General features: G+C 60.7%; 14 protein-coding genes and 3 pseudogenes. 11 read left to right on the top strand and 6 right to left on the bottom strand.

The annotated features are described in order from the left end of the window. The first annotated feature begins 23 nt into the window (after nucleotides 1-23). Nucleotides 24-784, top strand: a protein-coding gene (locus Q0687_RS30010; RefSeq protein WP_298885048.1) for an IS5 family transposase whose coding sequence is annotated in 2 segments (ribosomal slippage) — nucleotides 24-207 and nucleotides 207-784 — 762 coding nt in all. Because the reading frame shifts where the segments join, the coding sequence is not laid out codon by codon here. 509 nt (nucleotides 785-1,293) lie between these two features. On the opposite strand, the gene Q0687_RS30005 is transcribed toward Q0687_RS30010, so the two are convergent. Beyond that, nucleotides 1,294-1,590 carry a hypothetical protein gene (locus Q0687_RS30005; protein ID WP_298885047.1) on the bottom strand — a complete coding sequence of 99 codons (297 nt, stop codon included), beginning with the start codon at nucleotides 1,588-1,590 and terminating at the stop codon, nucleotides 1,294-1,296. 197 nt (nucleotides 1,591-1,787) lie between these two features. On the opposite strand from Q0687_RS30005, the pseudogene Q0687_RS35905 reads away from it, so the two are divergent. Beyond that, nucleotides 1,788-1,988: pseudogene (locus Q0687_RS35905) on the top strand (winged helix-turn-helix domain-containing protein); the annotation flags it as partial. Between the two features lie 90 nt (nucleotides 1,989-2,078). Then, nucleotides 2,079-3,305 (top strand): tetratricopeptide repeat protein, encoded by a 1,227-nt coding sequence (locus tag Q0687_RS29995; RefSeq protein ID WP_298885046.1) that lies wholly within the window; start codon nucleotides 2,079-2,081, stop codon nucleotides 3,303-3,305. 163 nt (nucleotides 3,306-3,468) lie between these two features. Here the strand turns inward: Q0687_RS29995 and Q0687_RS29990 are convergent, their stop codons facing one another. Further along, nucleotides 3,469-3,780, bottom strand: coding sequence for a nuclear transport factor 2 family protein (locus Q0687_RS29990; protein ID WP_298885045.1), 312 nt, complete (start codon nucleotides 3,778-3,780; stop codon nucleotides 3,469-3,471). 297 nt (nucleotides 3,781-4,077) lie between these two features. Here Q0687_RS29990 and Q0687_RS29985 point away from each other — a divergent pair, with 297 nt between their 5' ends. From Q0687_RS29985 to Q0687_RS29965, 5 genes and pseudogenes are all read left to right on the top strand, one after another. Continuing rightward, entirely contained in the window at nucleotides 4,078-4,278 is a 201-nt protein-coding gene (locus Q0687_RS29985; protein ID WP_298885044.1) for a hypothetical protein, read from the top strand. Nucleotides 4,279-5,349: 1,071 nt separating this feature from the next. Further along, entirely contained in the window at nucleotides 5,350-5,586 is a 237-nt protein-coding gene (locus Q0687_RS29980; protein WP_363324017.1) for a DUF2934 domain-containing protein, read from the top strand. Nucleotides 5,587-5,684: 98 nt separating this feature from the next. Further along, a pseudogene (locus Q0687_RS29975) lies at nucleotides 5,685-6,192 on the top strand (GNAT family N-acetyltransferase). Between the two features lie 226 nt (nucleotides 6,193-6,418). Then, entirely contained in the window at nucleotides 6,419-7,933 is a 1,515-nt protein-coding gene (locus Q0687_RS29970) for an ATPase domain-containing protein (protein ID WP_298885043.1), read from the top strand. Then, nucleotides 7,930-9,633: an ATP-binding protein gene (locus Q0687_RS29965; protein WP_298885042.1), complete on the top strand. Its 1,704-nt coding sequence runs from the start codon at nucleotides 7,930-7,932 to the stop codon at nucleotides 9,631-9,633. The genes Q0687_RS29970 and Q0687_RS29965 overlap by 4 nt, the downstream gene beginning before the upstream one ends. A gap of 42 nt (nucleotides 9,634-9,675) precedes the next feature. Here Q0687_RS29965 and Q0687_RS29960 read toward each other — a convergent pair whose 3' ends face one another. Then, nucleotides 9,676-10,041 carry a response regulator gene (locus tag Q0687_RS29960; protein WP_298885041.1) on the bottom strand — a complete coding sequence of 122 codons (366 nt, stop codon included), beginning with the start codon at nucleotides 10,039-10,041 and terminating at the stop codon, nucleotides 9,676-9,678. Nucleotides 10,042-10,232: 191 nt separating this feature from the next. Here Q0687_RS29960 and Q0687_RS29955 point away from each other — a divergent pair, with 191 nt between their 5' ends. Then, nucleotides 10,233-10,463: a hypothetical protein gene (locus Q0687_RS29955; protein WP_128950348.1), complete on the top strand. Its 231-nt coding sequence runs from the start codon at nucleotides 10,233-10,235 to the stop codon at nucleotides 10,461-10,463. Between the two features lie 74 nt (nucleotides 10,464-10,537). Here Q0687_RS29955 and Q0687_RS29950 read toward each other — a convergent pair whose 3' ends face one another. Beyond that, on the bottom strand, nucleotides 10,538-11,023 hold the full coding sequence (locus Q0687_RS29950) for a DUF417 family protein (protein ID WP_298885040.1): 486 nt from the start codon (nucleotides 11,021-11,023) through the stop codon (nucleotides 10,538-10,540). 287 nt (nucleotides 11,024-11,310) lie between these two features. On the opposite strand from Q0687_RS29950, the gene Q0687_RS29945 reads away from it, so the two are divergent. Continuing rightward, nucleotides 11,311-11,673 carry a hypothetical protein gene (locus Q0687_RS29945; RefSeq protein ID WP_298885039.1) on the top strand — a complete coding sequence of 121 codons (363 nt, stop codon included), beginning with the start codon at nucleotides 11,311-11,313 and terminating at the stop codon, nucleotides 11,671-11,673. A 22-nt stretch (nucleotides 11,674-11,695) separates the two neighbouring features. Here the strand turns inward: Q0687_RS29945 and Q0687_RS29940 are convergent, their stop codons facing one another. Both Q0687_RS29940 and Q0687_RS29935 read right to left on the bottom strand, forming a co-directional pair. Next, entirely contained in the window at nucleotides 11,696-11,941 is a 246-nt protein-coding gene (locus Q0687_RS29940; RefSeq protein ID WP_298885038.1) for a hypothetical protein, read from the bottom strand. A 25-nt stretch (nucleotides 11,942-11,966) separates the two neighbouring features. Then, nucleotides 11,967-13,091, bottom strand: coding sequence for a DUF2336 domain-containing protein (locus tag Q0687_RS29935; RefSeq protein ID WP_298885037.1), 1,125 nt, complete (start codon nucleotides 13,089-13,091; stop codon nucleotides 11,967-11,969). Between the two features lie 215 nt (nucleotides 13,092-13,306). Between Q0687_RS29935 and Q0687_RS29930 the strand changes: the two are divergent. Then, a pseudogene (locus Q0687_RS29930) lies at nucleotides 13,307-13,507 on the top strand (hypothetical protein); the annotation flags it as partial.

Here is a 13,507-nt window from a genome sequence, read left to right as displayed (position 1 = left end):
CTCCCAAACTGGGGACTCGAATCATGCGCTACGAACTCGCCGACTATGAATGGACTGCGATAAGCCCGATGCTGCCGAACAAGCCGCGTGGCGTTCCTCGGGTGAACGACCGACGTGTCCTTAATGGCATCTTCTGGGTCCTTCGATCAGGAGCACCCTGGCGTGATCTGCCGGCAGCGTTTGGCCCATACACCACTTGCTACAACGCTTCGTCAGGTGGCGGCGGGCTGGTGTCTGGGGTCGCATCATAGACGCACTTGCAGCTGCACATGATGCCGCTGTCCAGATGATCGACACCTCGATTGTCCGAGTGCATCAGCATGGATCCTGCATCAACAGAAACCAGCGCCAATCGATGGGAAGGTCCCGCGGCGGCTTGACGAGCAAAATCCATGCGGTGGTCGATAGCAATGGTCTGCCGGTACGGCTGGCGCTGAGTCCCGGCGAGGCCCACGACGTTCGATTTGCCGGAAAACTGCTCTCTCGCCTGAAGCCCGGGTCAATGCTGCTTGCCGACCGTGGCTATGACGCCAATTGGATAAGAGAGCTGGCCATGAAAAAGGGTGCGTGGGCCAACATCCCGCCGAAAAGCAATCGCAGCGATCCGATCTGCTTCAGCCCCTATCTCTACAGCGATCGCAATCAGGTCGAGCGGTTCTTCAACAGGATCAAACAATGTCGTCGGGTGGCGACGCGCTACGACAGGCTCGCCGCCAACTACCTTGCCTTCGTTCAGCTCGCGTCAATCAGGTTATGGCTGCGCCTTAATGAGTCCGCATCCTAGTGTCGATGTCGAACGCATTTAACTCGAAAAACTTCTTTGTCATTTCCGTCAGTGGCGGTGGACCATAAGAATTCACTGGATTCCGCAGGCTTGAATACCAGGTGAAATAAAAAAGGTTTCCGTAATCCAAATTGTGATCCGAATGCTGGTGCGTGATGAAAATGCTCCTCAATGCGTTGAGTCTAAGGCCAGCTTGCACAATCTGCCGTGCAACGCCGTTGCCGCAATAAACCACATAAAGTGCATCTCCGGCCACGACCGCATTTGACGGTGCAGCTCTTCCGACTTGCAAGGGGGGCCCTCCGGTCGTGCCCAACAGAACGATTTTTGTGCGGGCCGATTGTGCCGCGGCCAAAGTTGGCACGAGAGCTGGCGCAAGAATCGCTCCTGCGGAAATCTTCAACGCATCCCGTCTATTCAGCACCACAGTTTGGCCCCCTGACTGAACCGCATGCATAAGCAGGCCGGGTCTGTGTCGGCGTCGGCACTTGATCGCCCGCTTCTGATCCTTAACGGAAGTCGGTGGCTCCAACATGGCCGTCCACCGTTGGCAGATATCGCAGCCATTCACTGGATCGTATACCACGGGGGTCCGCATCTCGGTTCGAGGCGACGTAGTTGATTTCGCCACGCGCAATGCCGATATCCATCAGCTCCCGATCACTCAGGTTACATAAAACGCCCTTCAGCCGCTCCCATTTGCGCCATTCTTGAGCGGCAGCCCAAAAGGTCTTGAAAACGCTGGAGACTCGCGGCGTCGATGCGGTTGGCTGGGCCGCATTCGTTGCGCTATAAGTCGTGCTCATTGCAGCACCTCCAAGGTACGTTCTTTCCACCCGGCCAAGGTGCCTGAGTCAGAGCGAGTGCGCTTAACAAGCGGCTTACATTTTGCTCACCAGCGGCTTATTCTTGGTTCTCCAAGCGGAGCTAAAGGGCCTCCTAACGACAATCGGAGGCGCGCTCATGGGATTCGCAGCTTGCGCTATCTCTTCGAGGAGTACGCATTCGACACGGACCGGCGCGAGTTGCATCACGGAACGGACGTGGTCTCCGTCACCCACAGGTATTCGATCTGCTTGATTACCTGATCCGCAACAGGGAGCGCGTCGTAAACAAAGACGATCTCATCAATGCCATTTGGAATGGGCGCAGCGTTTCGGATGCAGCGCTGACGACCCGAAGGAATGTCGCGCGAAGCGCTATCGGTGACTCCGGGAACGAGCAGCGCCTGATCAGGACGCTTCCGCGCAAGGGATTCCGTTTCGTCGGATGCGTGCGGGAGGCGAGAGAAGCGGTGCGCTCAGATCCCGGCGAAGCTGCGTCCGAGAGCGCTCTTGCGCTTCCCGACAAGCCTTCCATCGCCGTGCTGCCGTTCGAGAACATGAGCGGCGACCCCGAACAGGATTATTTCGCGGACGGAATGGTTGAGGAGATTACGACTGCGCTGTCGCGTTTTAAATCGCTGTTCGTGATCGCGCGCAATTCGAGCTTCACCTTCAAGGGCAAGGCGGTCGACATCACGGAAGTCGGGCGCAGGCTTGGCGTGCGCTATGTCCTCAAGGGGGCTGTACGCAAGTCGTCGGGGAAAGTACGCATCACAGGGCAGTTGGTTGATGCCGTGACAGGTGCGCACATCTGGGCGGATAGGTTCGAGCGTGACCTGACCGATATTTTCGCTCTCCAAGACGAAGTAACCGCCGCCGTTGTCTCGGCTATTCAGCCAAAAATGCTTCAAACAGAGATTGAACTGGCGACGCGGCGGCGACCGGAAGACCGCACCGCCTACGATCTTAGCCTCCGAGCCCTGCAACAGTACTATCTAGCGACGCGAGTAGGTTTTGCCGAGGCGATGAGGCTGGCTCATCGCGCCTTGGAGTTCGACCCTCGTTTCAGCGCTGTCGCGGCTTTGGCGGGTATCTGCCACATGGTCAGCGTCCTCTTGGGCTATAGCAACGATCCGCAGTTCGACCGCAAGGAAGCAATTCGGCTTTTTCGTCTGGCATTGAGCATCGATGATGGTGATCCGGACGTGTTAGCAGTGGCCGCCGTAATCTCGGCGTTCATGGTCGGCGATAGTGAAGCCTCGATCGAAATGGCTGACCGGGCGGTCGCGCTCAACCCAAATTCATGGATCACATGGCACAACAGAGGCCATGTCTATAGAGTTGCGGGGCTGCCGGCAGAAGCGGTCCGCAGCTTTGAACGCGCCAACCGGTTGAGCCCGGTAGCATACTTGACGTTTGAAGGCATTGGGATGGCCCTTATTGAGCTTGGTCGCTTTGATGAGGCCATCGTCGCCGGGAAGAAAGCCCAACGTCAGAATCCCTCCCATTTACCAACCTACCGGTGTCTCGCGTCCGCTTTCGCCCATCTCGGTCGTGTTGCAGAGGCGCGTGAGGCTGCGTCGCGTGTGCTTGAGCTCGATCCCGCCTTCACGATATCCGGATGGATCGGTCGGGGTGGGAAGTCAAACTCGAAGCTGTTGATTGAGGGCCTTCGGAAAGCGGGGTTGCCCGAGTAGCTTTCCCTCCATGAGGGATCTAATGCCGTCACTCCGCTGCTACACATGAGCCCGGCTATGGCCAATCGCGACGTTTTGCGCTGCCGCACAACTCCGGCCGCTATAGGTGCAAAGCGCCGGCAAAGCGGACGTTGTCGTTCCCGTCACGACGCTGGGTCACGGTCTAATTCGAAAAACCACAGACCTGCGAAGTGATCTTTCCCTGGGAATTGAAGGTCAGACTTGTGCTCACGATACCGGCGCGGGTGACGTATGAGAGGACCACGGCACCCTCCCACGGCTGGAGATTATCGAGATCCAACGCGGGACAAGTTCGGAGACGATCGAGCCAATAGGCGCGTCGGCCATTTGCATCCGAGATCGTCTTCATGCCGTCGCAGCCGCAATGAATCTCGGCATCGCGCGCATACATTTCCAGGATGCTCTCGATATCGCCGGCGCGGTAGGCGTCAAGCCAATCGACCGCCGCGGCCATCGGATCAAAGGACATTGTCCCAACCTTGCCGTTTCGCCGGCCGGCCGTTTAGGACCGAGACAGTGAATGAGGGATGAAAGCTCGCCCGGGCTTTGGTTCATGTCCCTGTCGGACAGGTGAACGCTGCATTGTCTGAGGCAATGGATGCAGTCGATGCGCATGGGTCGCATGTCTCCATCGAAACTTGATAAATGTTGGATTGCGGTAGCGGGGGCCACGGCGCAGCCGTTGGCGGCATAGCGCCAGGAACAAGCTGAGACCTGAGGCGTTTTCTGCCATTAGCCAGGTGATTATTTCATGAGCGAAGATTCCCACCGATTGCGCGAACAGGCTTTTCAGGCAGAGCGGCTTTCGCAAACCATCAGCGACCACAGAGCATCCCAAACCCTGAAATCGATTGCCGCGCAGTATCACGCGCAAGCTGAAGAGCTGGAGCGCTGCGAAGGCTCGCCTTCCTCTCTGTTCGTCAGCCAACAGCGCGACGAACATCCTGAGTGAAAGATTGCTGACGAGAGAACCAGGAACGATGAGACTCGTGTATCGAATCTTGGAGCGGCGCCTCGTCCCGCTTCGCAGAGCAGCAGTCAATCGCCGTTCGAAGCCCCTCAGCTATCGCGATGCCGAGTTGCGTGCGAAGGAGCTTCAGACCATGGCCTTCTTCATGATCATCTCCTACTTCGCTCTTCTGGCTGAGGCTGTATTAAGTTGAAGCCAGGCGCTCCTGCCTTCATGCTCCATCTCATCACCTGCTTTGCCTGAGATCGATCGTTTCCACCCGACGGCACGGCAAGCATCTGTACGCATGCACCGCCGGCAGATTTGCAATCTCTGCAAGAGTCGTGAGGAAATCCATCGGGCGTCCGCACTGAGAGCAGATGAGAATAGGTGGATCGTCCTTGGTGCCAACGCTGCTCATGCTCACTCACGCTAACGCGCGTGGCAACATAGGTTTAACAAGCCTTGGGCACACCTCCGGGGAAATACCGGCGCCTATCGAAAATCGGCGGCTCAGCACCACGCCGAGGCAAAGAAGGTCGCTCCCTGTTCACGCGACGTAAAGCACGCGCTCGAACAAAGCCGCACCAGTGTTCAAAAGTGCACACGCGCCGCCCCTCATGCAGATCTACAGTCAGATAGCGTCGGTTGGATTCGCCTCCGTTCCGAAGCACAGGCGGCCTCGGCTCATCACCCTTCCAGAGCCGAGGCTGCTTGGCCTTTCCAGACGAAGCCAATGTTCACTTTTGGACCGTCATCACGTTCGGCCTAGAGCTAGCCTCACACGCGGTCGGATCTGGACCCTTGCACCAGCTACCCTCCGATCTTCCCTAACGAAGGATACGTGTGTTCGACAGAATGTCCGAGCTGGATTGGCTGCTGATCGGCGGGCTTCTGGTGATCCTCGTCCTCGCCAGTCTCGTATTCTATGGAGCGCTGGAGAACGACAATTCGTGCTCTCCTGCCGACGCATTGTGTCGCCAAAGCGAGGTTCGACCTCTGCAGCCCTTGCAGCAATAGCGGTCGTTAGGAACGTCGCTCTGCTTCTCTGCTTGAATAGTTGGAGAACTCTTCATGGCAGAACAAGATCAGGGAATTTCACGCGATGATCAGACGGCCCATAAACCATTTGATCGAGCTGAGGTCATGAAACACCTCGACGACGACGACGTCCGTGAACGCGCTTTCCTGATTTGGAAAGAAGCGGGTGAGCCGGCTGGTCAAATGGATGAGTTTTGGTACGAAGCCGAGCGGCAGCTCGAGCTGGAACGTCTCCAGGAGATCGGGGCTGGTGAGGCCCTCTCCGACTGATCTGGCGGGTGAGACCTGCCTTCGGGGGCGATTGACACGCCCGAATAAATCGCGGCAGGACGGTGGTTGTCCCGTGTCAATGGCTGCGGTCTACCTCCATGGATCACTTCGAAACGAACAGATTGGCCGCCGAGCGCTTGCGCGAGGACCACCTCGCCGACCTCGTCGCGCTGCATCTCGATGCCGAGGTCTCCCGCTATCTCGGCGGCGTGCGCTCCGCCGCAGTCACCAAGACTTATCTTGCGACCAACATGGCGCATTGGGATCGGCACGGTTTCGGGCTGTGGGCGCTGCGCACGAAGGACGGCGCATTCGCCGGACGCGCCCGGCATCCGGCACATTCCCGTGGACGGCATCGACGAGATCGAGATTGCCTACACCTTCAAGCGCGAGTTCTGGGGCCACGGGCTTGCCAGCGAAATCGCGACCGCGCTGACTGACATTGGACTCTTGGAGCTGAAATTAGCGTCGCTGATCGGGCTGGTCCTCATCGAACACGGCGCCTCGCGCCGCGTGCTGGAAAAGGCGAACTATCTGCTCGAGAAGACCACGATTCATCACGGCGAAGCGGTCGTGATCTACCGCATCCGGCGGCAAATCCACTAAAACCCAAATCTTATCGAGCCGTTGTGGCAGCCATGGCTCGTGAGCTGCTTGTGTTCACTCTTGAACCGACGAGGGTGGGCCTTTCGCCCCAACTTTGTCTGAACGAAGAGACCGCCGGGAACTCGACCGCCGCTCGGGAGTTCCAATTGTGGGACCACTTTGTCCCAGCCCACCCCTTTGGAGGTTCGGGGCAGATAGCGGGTTCAGAGCGCATAGAGGGGTTTCAATGACCGGTTCATCCAAGGCTGCTTCAGGCAGCAACCCCACCGATTTGCTGCGAATTTCGACCGGCAGCGACGGCCTGGATGATATCCTCGGCGGCGGGTTCGACGCCAACCGGATGTACCTCTATGAGGGACGGCCTGGAACCGGCAAGACAACGATCTCGCTTCAGTTCCTGCTGCGCGGAGCAAGGTATGGCGAGCGCGTGCTCTACATTTCGCTCTCCGAAACCAAACGTGAGCTGGCGCTGGTCGCGCAACGGCATGGCTGGTCCCTGGAGGGCGTCGACATCTTCGAGCTGGTGCCGCCCGAGACGACGCTCGATCCCGACCGCGAGCTCACGGTGTTTCATCCCGCCGAGATGGAGCTGAGCGAGACCACCAGTCTGATCTTCAGGGAAGTCGAGCGCGTCAATCCCGCCCGCGTCGTGCTGGACAGCCTGTCCGAGCTGCGCCTGCTCGCCCAGAACCCGCTGCGCTACAGGCGGCAGGTGCTGGCCTTGAAGCACTTCTTCACCAACCGCAACTGCACGGTCATCCTGCTCGACGACCTGTCTTCTGCTCAAGACGATTTGCAACTGCATTCGATCGCGCACGGCGTCGTCATGCTCGAGCAGCTTGCGATCGACTACGGCGCGGAGCGGCGCCGGCTTCGCGTGATCAAGATGCGCGGCATCCGCTTTCGCGGCGGCTATCACGACTTCATCATCGAGATGGGTGGCCTCAAGATTTTCCCCCGCCTCATTGCAGCCGAGCACCACAAATCGTTTGTCGGGAACTTCACGCCGAGCGGCAGTGCAGAACTCGATCAGCTCCTGGGAGGTGGCCTCGAGCGCGGAACGAACGCGCTCCTCATCGGCTCTGCCGGCGTCGGTAAATCCTCGGTGGCGCTGACCTATGCGATCGCGGCGGCGGAACGCGGCGAGCACGCCGTATTCTTCGCGTTCGACGAGGGCCGCGGCACGGTCGAAGCGCGCGCCAGGACGCTGGGCCTGGATCTCGAGAAGCATATCGAGTCGGGCCACATCCGCTTTCAGCAAATCGATCCCGCCGAGCTCTCGCCCGGCGAGTTCGCGGCCAACGTGAGGGCGAGCGTCGAACGCGACAATGCCCAGATCGTCATCATCGACAGTCTGAACGGCTATCTCAACGCAATGCCGGACGAGCGCTTCCTCATCCTGCAGATGCACGAGCTGCTCAGCTATCTCGCCCAGCAAGGCGTGCTGACCATCCTGATCCTTGCCCAGCATGGGTTGATGGGCCCGACCTATTCCAACCTCGACATCAGCTATCTGAGCGATGCCGTGCTCATGCTGCGCTATTTCGAGCTCGGCGGAATGGTGCGGCGCGCGCTCTCGGTGGTCAAGAAGCGAAGCGGCAACCACGAGCATGCGATCCGCGAGTTTCGACTGACCAGGGGCGGCGTCAAGCTCGGGCCGCCACTCAAGGAGTTCAGTGGCATCTTTTCCGGCACACCGCATTATACCGGCCCTGCCCTGCCGGACGGGACCATTGAATGAGCGCCGGGCCGGATCACCGTATCCTGGTTTTTGCTCCGATCGGGCGCGACGGGCCAGCATCCGTCGAGTTGCTCCGAAGTACCAACCTGGAGGCGATCGCCTGCCGGAACCTGACCGCGCTGGTGAGCGAAATGCGTGCCGGCGTCGGTGCGGTGTTTGTGGCTGAAGAAGCCCTGTTCGGGAAGGACACTGCGCCGCTGGCCCAATGGATCGAGAGCCAGCCACCTTGGTCCGACCTGCCTTTCGTCGTTCTTACCAGCCACCGCGAACAGCCGGCGGTCGTGTCCTGGCGCCGCAGCCTTGTCTCGCTTCTGCGCAACGTCTCTCTGCTCGAACGGCCAGTGCAGCCGATGACGTTGACCAGCGCCGTCCAGTCGGCGTTGCGTGCCCGACGACGCCAATACGAAATCCGGGCCCTGCTCGCCGCGCGCGAGCAGACGGCCCAAGAGCTCGAAAACCTCGTGGCCGAGCGCACACGTGCGCTGGCGGAAAGCAACGAGCAATTGCGCCTGGAAATGGAGGAGCGCACGCGCGTCGAGGAAACGCTCCGCCAGGCCCAGAAGATCGAAGCCATCGGCCAGCTCACCGGCGGCGTGGCGCATGACTTCAACAATCTCCTGATGGTGATCTCCGGCGGCCTCGACATGCTCGACCGCCAGCCCGACCCGAATCGAAGGCGCCGCCTCATGGACGGGATGATCCAGGCCGCGCAGCGCGGTGCCAGCCTGACCAAGCAGCTCCTGGCGTTTTCGCGCCGCCAGACGCTACGACCCGAGGCTGTCGACGTCGCCATGCAGATCGGCGGAATGCGCGAACTGCTCGATCGCAGCCTGCGAGGCGACGTTCATGTCGAATTCGATTTTCCGGATCAGCTCTGGCCGGTGGAGGTCGATCCCGGGGAGCTCGAGCTGGTCATCCTCAATCTGGCCGTCAACGCCCGCGACGCCATGCCCAATGGCGGCACGATCGTCGTGCGCGGCGAGAACCTGCCCGACGCGAACGAGGAGCAGATTTTCGGGGACTACGTTCGGCTATCCGTGACCGATACAGGCACGGGCATGAGCCCGGAGATCCTGTCGCGGGTGTTCGAACCATTCTTCACGACGAAGGAGATCGGCAAAGGCTCCGGCCTCGGGTTGGCGCAGGTCCATGGCTTTGCCACCCAGTCACGCGGAACGGTCCGTATCAAGTCGCAACTGGGCCAGGGCACCAGCATCGAACTGTATCTACCGCGCTCAAACGATGTACCTTTGGAGCATCGGCATTTGATCGACTTCAACAAGGCGCGGCCCAAGAAGAATGACCAGGGCCAGGTTCTGCTGGTTGAAGACGACGAGGAGGTGGCCGCGCTGGTCAGCGAGATGCTCGCTCAGCTTGGTTACGGCGTGACGCGAGCAGCGAGTGGAGCCGCCGCGCTCGGCGCCCTGGCCGATGGTCGCTCCGTCGATGTCATCTTCTCCGACATCATGATGCCCGGTGGCATGAATGGAATCGAGCTCGCGCGCGAGATCAGGCGACGACGCGGCGACATCCCGGTGCTGCTGACCAGCGGTTACGCCGAAGCGTCGTTGCACGAGGCGCAGGCGGCGGGCATCCAGATCCTGGCGAAGCCCTACCACCTCGAAGAGCTCGCCGCAGCCTTGAGTGCAGCAAGGTCTGGCTTGCAGGGCGATGCAGGAGCCAGACGAAATTCCGGCTGAGATCGTTGCGTCGATGCGAGCGCTGTTCCGTTGCGCGGCAGCTCACAACCCCATCAGCGTCGCAACCAGCCGTTCGGGATGAAACGGCTTTTCGAGCAGCACGCTGTTGGGCACACCCTGCGACCTCCACAATGCAGCACCAGCGCTGCCCGTGATGTACACGACCGGAAGGGCCGGATCCTTTTCCCGCATTCTCCGGGCGAGATCCCAACCATTGAGCTTGCCGCCCAGATAGACATCCGTGACCAGCGCCTTGTGACGCTTGCCGCGCGCGACGAACACCGTCATCGCCTCTTCGCCGGACGAAAGGATGTCGGAGGCAAAGCCTGCATCCGCCAGCACGCTCTCGAGCACGCCCTGCAACGGATATTCATCCTCCACGATCAGGATCGAAGGCGGTTCCGACATGTTTGCCCCTGGCTGGCCAGCGATCCGACGCGACACGAATGTTCCGGTTCGCGCGCAGTGCACCACGCGTTTTTGGCTTTCTCACGATGGCAATGAAACCTGAACACCTATTCAAGAAAGTTTCTTGTCAGTTCCTGCAACAGGCCGTGACGGCGGCGGTTGACTCACCGACGATGCAGAAGGAGGAACAGATGAGGAAGCTCACTTACGCTCTTGCGGCAGTTGCGACACTCGCAATCGGTGCCCCCACCATCGCCAATGCGGCTGGCTTCGGCGTCTATGTCGGCGGCGACCGCGATGATTACGGCCCGCGTGCCCGCATCTACGAGCATGATCGCGGCTGGCATCATGGCTGGTACCATCACGACCGCGACTACGACCGCGGCGTCGTGATCCGCCGTCATCATTGGGACGATGATTAGTTCGTGGCAGTCAAGTGAAACAAGGAGGCCTCGCTTCGGCGAGGCCTTTTTGCATCGGACGAGGCTTGTTGCATTCACCCAGCGCGCAACCGGACCACTGACTGCGGCAATGAAGCGAGAAACAGCACGGCGCAGACGCAAAACAGCACGATGTCCTTGAACAGGAATTCGCCGGTCAGGTTCCACGCCATCGGATCGGATGAAAGGCTCCATGTCACGACGCCCGGCGTCGTGAAGAAGAACGACCAGGTGATGGCGAAGGTGACCACGCCCATGAACGAACCGAGCGCGGACAAGAGCGGATTGAAGCTGCCGGCCGCGAGCAGCGCTGCAATCACGAACTCGGTGACGCCGAGAAAATACGCCTCGCCCCTCAAGCCGAACACCGAGAGCCAGGAGACAAACGGACTGTTGCTGATGAACTGGGCGATGCCCTGCGCGGATTGCAGCGTGAATTTCTGCATTCCAAACGCTACGAATATGACCACCATGACCCAGCGGAGCATGGCGAGCGGACGATAAGAACCGCCACCATTCTCCGCGACGTTGAATCGCAGCATCGGATCGTTTCTCCCCGGATTGCAGTTGATCGGCTTTGCGAAACGCGCTCGCTTAGGCCTCTACGAGGAGGAGCTTTTCGTCGTTACCAGCATCCGTGGTTCCACAGATCACAGCTACGTGCAATTTGCGTGTCCATGCGCTGATCGCGCCGGTGCAGGATCGGCGCAGCGGAGGACATTACTGCGCAAGCAACAAGGACGTGACGGCTCCGCCGCGATTAAGCCCGGCCGGTTTTCTCCACCGAAATTGGATGGCTTTCCCGCAATCGACTGTCTATGGTCGGCCTATGCCCCGCATCCTGTGTCTATTCGTTGCTGTCATCATGTCACTGTTGCCGGTGGTGGCACCGGCCGCGCCCGCCCACAAGAGGCCCAAGCAAAGCTGGCACGGCTACGGCTTCCTGCCCGGCTACCGCCAGCCGCTGAGCAACAGCCAGCCGATCTTCATGCAGAAGAATGGGTTTCGCCGTTACGCGCGCGAAAACCAGCGTCCCTGGTACATCGATCCGGTGCCGGCCTATTACCGCTACTTCGACGGCGAATGGCATTATTTCGGCCGGCCCGGCTTTGGCGGCTCGCGCTACAATGGTGGCACCTTCGGTCCCTGCTGGACGCGGACGCCGATCGGCGCGATCTGGAATTGCGGCTGAACGGCCGGCAGCCTTGCTGCCCCTAGCGGAAATAGCCCACGACGAGGTCGACATCCGCGCTGCCCGGCACCGTGCCGTTCAGCTCGGCGTCTATCACGCGGCGGCAGGCCTCGATCGCGGCGTGGTCGCCGAGATCGTTGGCGGCTTCCAGCGCGAGCCATGCGGCGTCGACCGTGGCCTTCTCAGGAGCCCCACCGCCGGTGTCGGCGGGAAGCGTCTTGGTCAGGCTTTTGTTCTTGCGAACTGCGGTGCCGAATTGAGGCAACATTGCAAATACTCCCTCGATATCCCGCTCAGTGAACCTGGAGCTCAGGCTGACGACCCGTGGCGGGATCGGCGCCGGCGCTGTTCTTGCGCGACTGGTAGAATTTCAGAATGCTGCGCGACGTCTCGATCTTGAGCCGGCTGAAATCGCGCTCATTGTCGTGGAGCTCGCGCGCCGTGATCAGATGATCCTTGGCGCCGAGGAACAACAGCGACATCGTCGTGTCCCAGGAGAAGTCGAGCGCCTTGCAGAGCACCAGGATCATCTCGCGGTTACGATCCATCAGCGCACGCTCGATCACGTCGACCGGGAGCGAGGACAGCAGCGACAGGCCGATCTGGACCTCGTCGAAGCGATGCTGGCGCGCATAGTTCGAGATCGAGACCTGGTTGAGGTTGCCCTGCCGGTACTGCGTCGTCACCACGCGCTTGGCAACGAAGTAGCTGCGCGAGGACGGACCGAACTTGGACTGCAGATCGCCGGTGACCTCGGTCACCGAGCTCTGGATCTGCGACATCATCTCGGGACGCTCGGTCGCGAGCCGGCGACGGACATCCTCCGACGCTTTGGAGATGAGCTGCTGGAAGATATGGCGCGGCACGTCCTTGCGCAGGCCGAGCTGCTCGGCAAGGATCGAGTCGCCCTCGGCGCGGCGGACCATATGCAGCAGGCCCGAGCCGGAGAAGCGCGCACCCTCGTTCCTGGCGACCGAGGTGACAACCTCCTGGTTACCACGCTTGACGAGAACGTCGGTCACGGCCTCGCCGATCGCGTCACGCTGGGAGATCGCGAGCAGATGGGCCTGGCCCTTGGTCATCGCGCTTTCGACCAGCACCTTCTCACCGATCCTGACGGAGTCGCGCAACACGGGGCCTGCGACCTCGATCTCGTCGTCGAGCGCGAGCTTCTCGATCACGTTGAGCGGCGCGTGATCGCAGCCTGCCAACAATTCGGAGAGCTGCGCCCGCGCGGCGACCTCGATCTCGTCCGCAAGCCGGCCGATGACCTCGCCGAACATGCTGATATCGTCGTCGACGTAGCGACCGGTGATCAGAAGATCGGTCGCATGCCACAATGCCTTCGCCCGGCTCTCGTCGGTGCCGCGCGCGATTGCGTCGTCCAGATCCTGTAGAAGCGTTTTCGCCCCATCCATCTCGATAACCCCAGTTCTTGGTCCAGTTCCTGGCCAGCCATCCTGCGGGAAGCGGGCAGGACGCCGGGTTCCTCTGAGACCAACGCTAGGGAACAAACGCGAGAATCCGGTAAAATCGTCGCATCAGTTTTGCTGACGAAAATTCATTCAAATGCGAGCGAACGGGGTTACCGCGAGGTAAGGCGGCCCCTCGGGCCTCCGGGACAGGCCCCGGCATGACGGAGACTGCGGCGGCGTCTCGCCTGCCTTCGCCTTACGGATTCTGCGGCGTCAGCACCAGCGGCGGCTTCGGCCGGGGCTTTGCGGGCGGCGGGCCCGGGGCGGGCCGCACGTCGATCGGCGGCGGCAAGGGGGCGATCTGCTGGCTTGCCAACGGCGGGCTTGGTGCGGCCGGCGCGGCCAGCGGTGGCTTCGGC

The organism is uncultured Bradyrhizobium sp., assembly GCF_936928535.1.
Classification (GTDB): Bacteria; Pseudomonadota; Alphaproteobacteria; order Rhizobiales; family Xanthobacteraceae; genus Bradyrhizobium.
The sequence above is the reverse complement of the archived record's forward strand: the minus strand, read 5'-3'. Positions and strand labels throughout refer to the sequence as shown.

Bases quoted from the DNA above. Each gene is read 5' to 3' on its own strand.
- Q0687_RS30005 (WP_298885047.1), bottom strand. From the start codon at position 1,590: ATGAGCACGACTTATAGCGCAACGAATGCGGCCCAGCCAACCGCATCG.
- Q0687_RS29990 (WP_298885045.1), bottom strand. From the start codon at position 3,780: ATGGCCGCGGCGGTCGATTGGCTTGACGCCTACCGCGCCGGCGATATC.
- Q0687_RS29985 (WP_298885044.1), top strand. From the start codon at position 4,078: ATGAGCGAAGATTCCCACCGATTGCGCGAACAGGCTTTTCAGGCAGAG.
- Q0687_RS29980 (WP_363324017.1), top strand. From the start codon at position 5,350: ATGGCAGAACAAGATCAGGGAATTTCACGCGATGATCAGACGGCCCAT.
- Q0687_RS29970 (WP_298885043.1), top strand. From the start codon at position 6,419: ATGACCGGTTCATCCAAGGCTGCTTCAGGCAGCAACCCCACCGATTTG.
- Q0687_RS29965 (WP_298885042.1), top strand. From the start codon at position 7,930: ATGAGCGCCGGGCCGGATCACCGTATCCTGGTTTTTGCTCCGATCGGG.
- Q0687_RS29960 (WP_298885041.1), bottom strand. From the start codon at position 10,041: ATGTCGGAACCGCCTTCGATCCTGATCGTGGAGGATGAATATCCGTTG.
- Q0687_RS29955 (WP_128950348.1), top strand. From the start codon at position 10,233: ATGAGGAAGCTCACTTACGCTCTTGCGGCAGTTGCGACACTCGCAATC.
- Q0687_RS29950 (WP_298885040.1), bottom strand. From the start codon at position 11,023: ATGCTGCGATTCAACGTCGCGGAGAATGGTGGCGGTTCTTATCGTCCG.
- Q0687_RS29945 (WP_298885039.1), top strand. From the start codon at position 11,311: ATGCCCCGCATCCTGTGTCTATTCGTTGCTGTCATCATGTCACTGTTG.
- Q0687_RS29940 (WP_298885038.1), bottom strand. From the start codon at position 11,941: ATGTTGCCTCAATTCGGCACCGCAGTTCGCAAGAACAAAAGCCTGACC.
- Q0687_RS29935 (WP_298885037.1), bottom strand. From the start codon at position 13,091: ATGGATGGGGCGAAAACGCTTCTACAGGATCTGGACGACGCAATCGCG.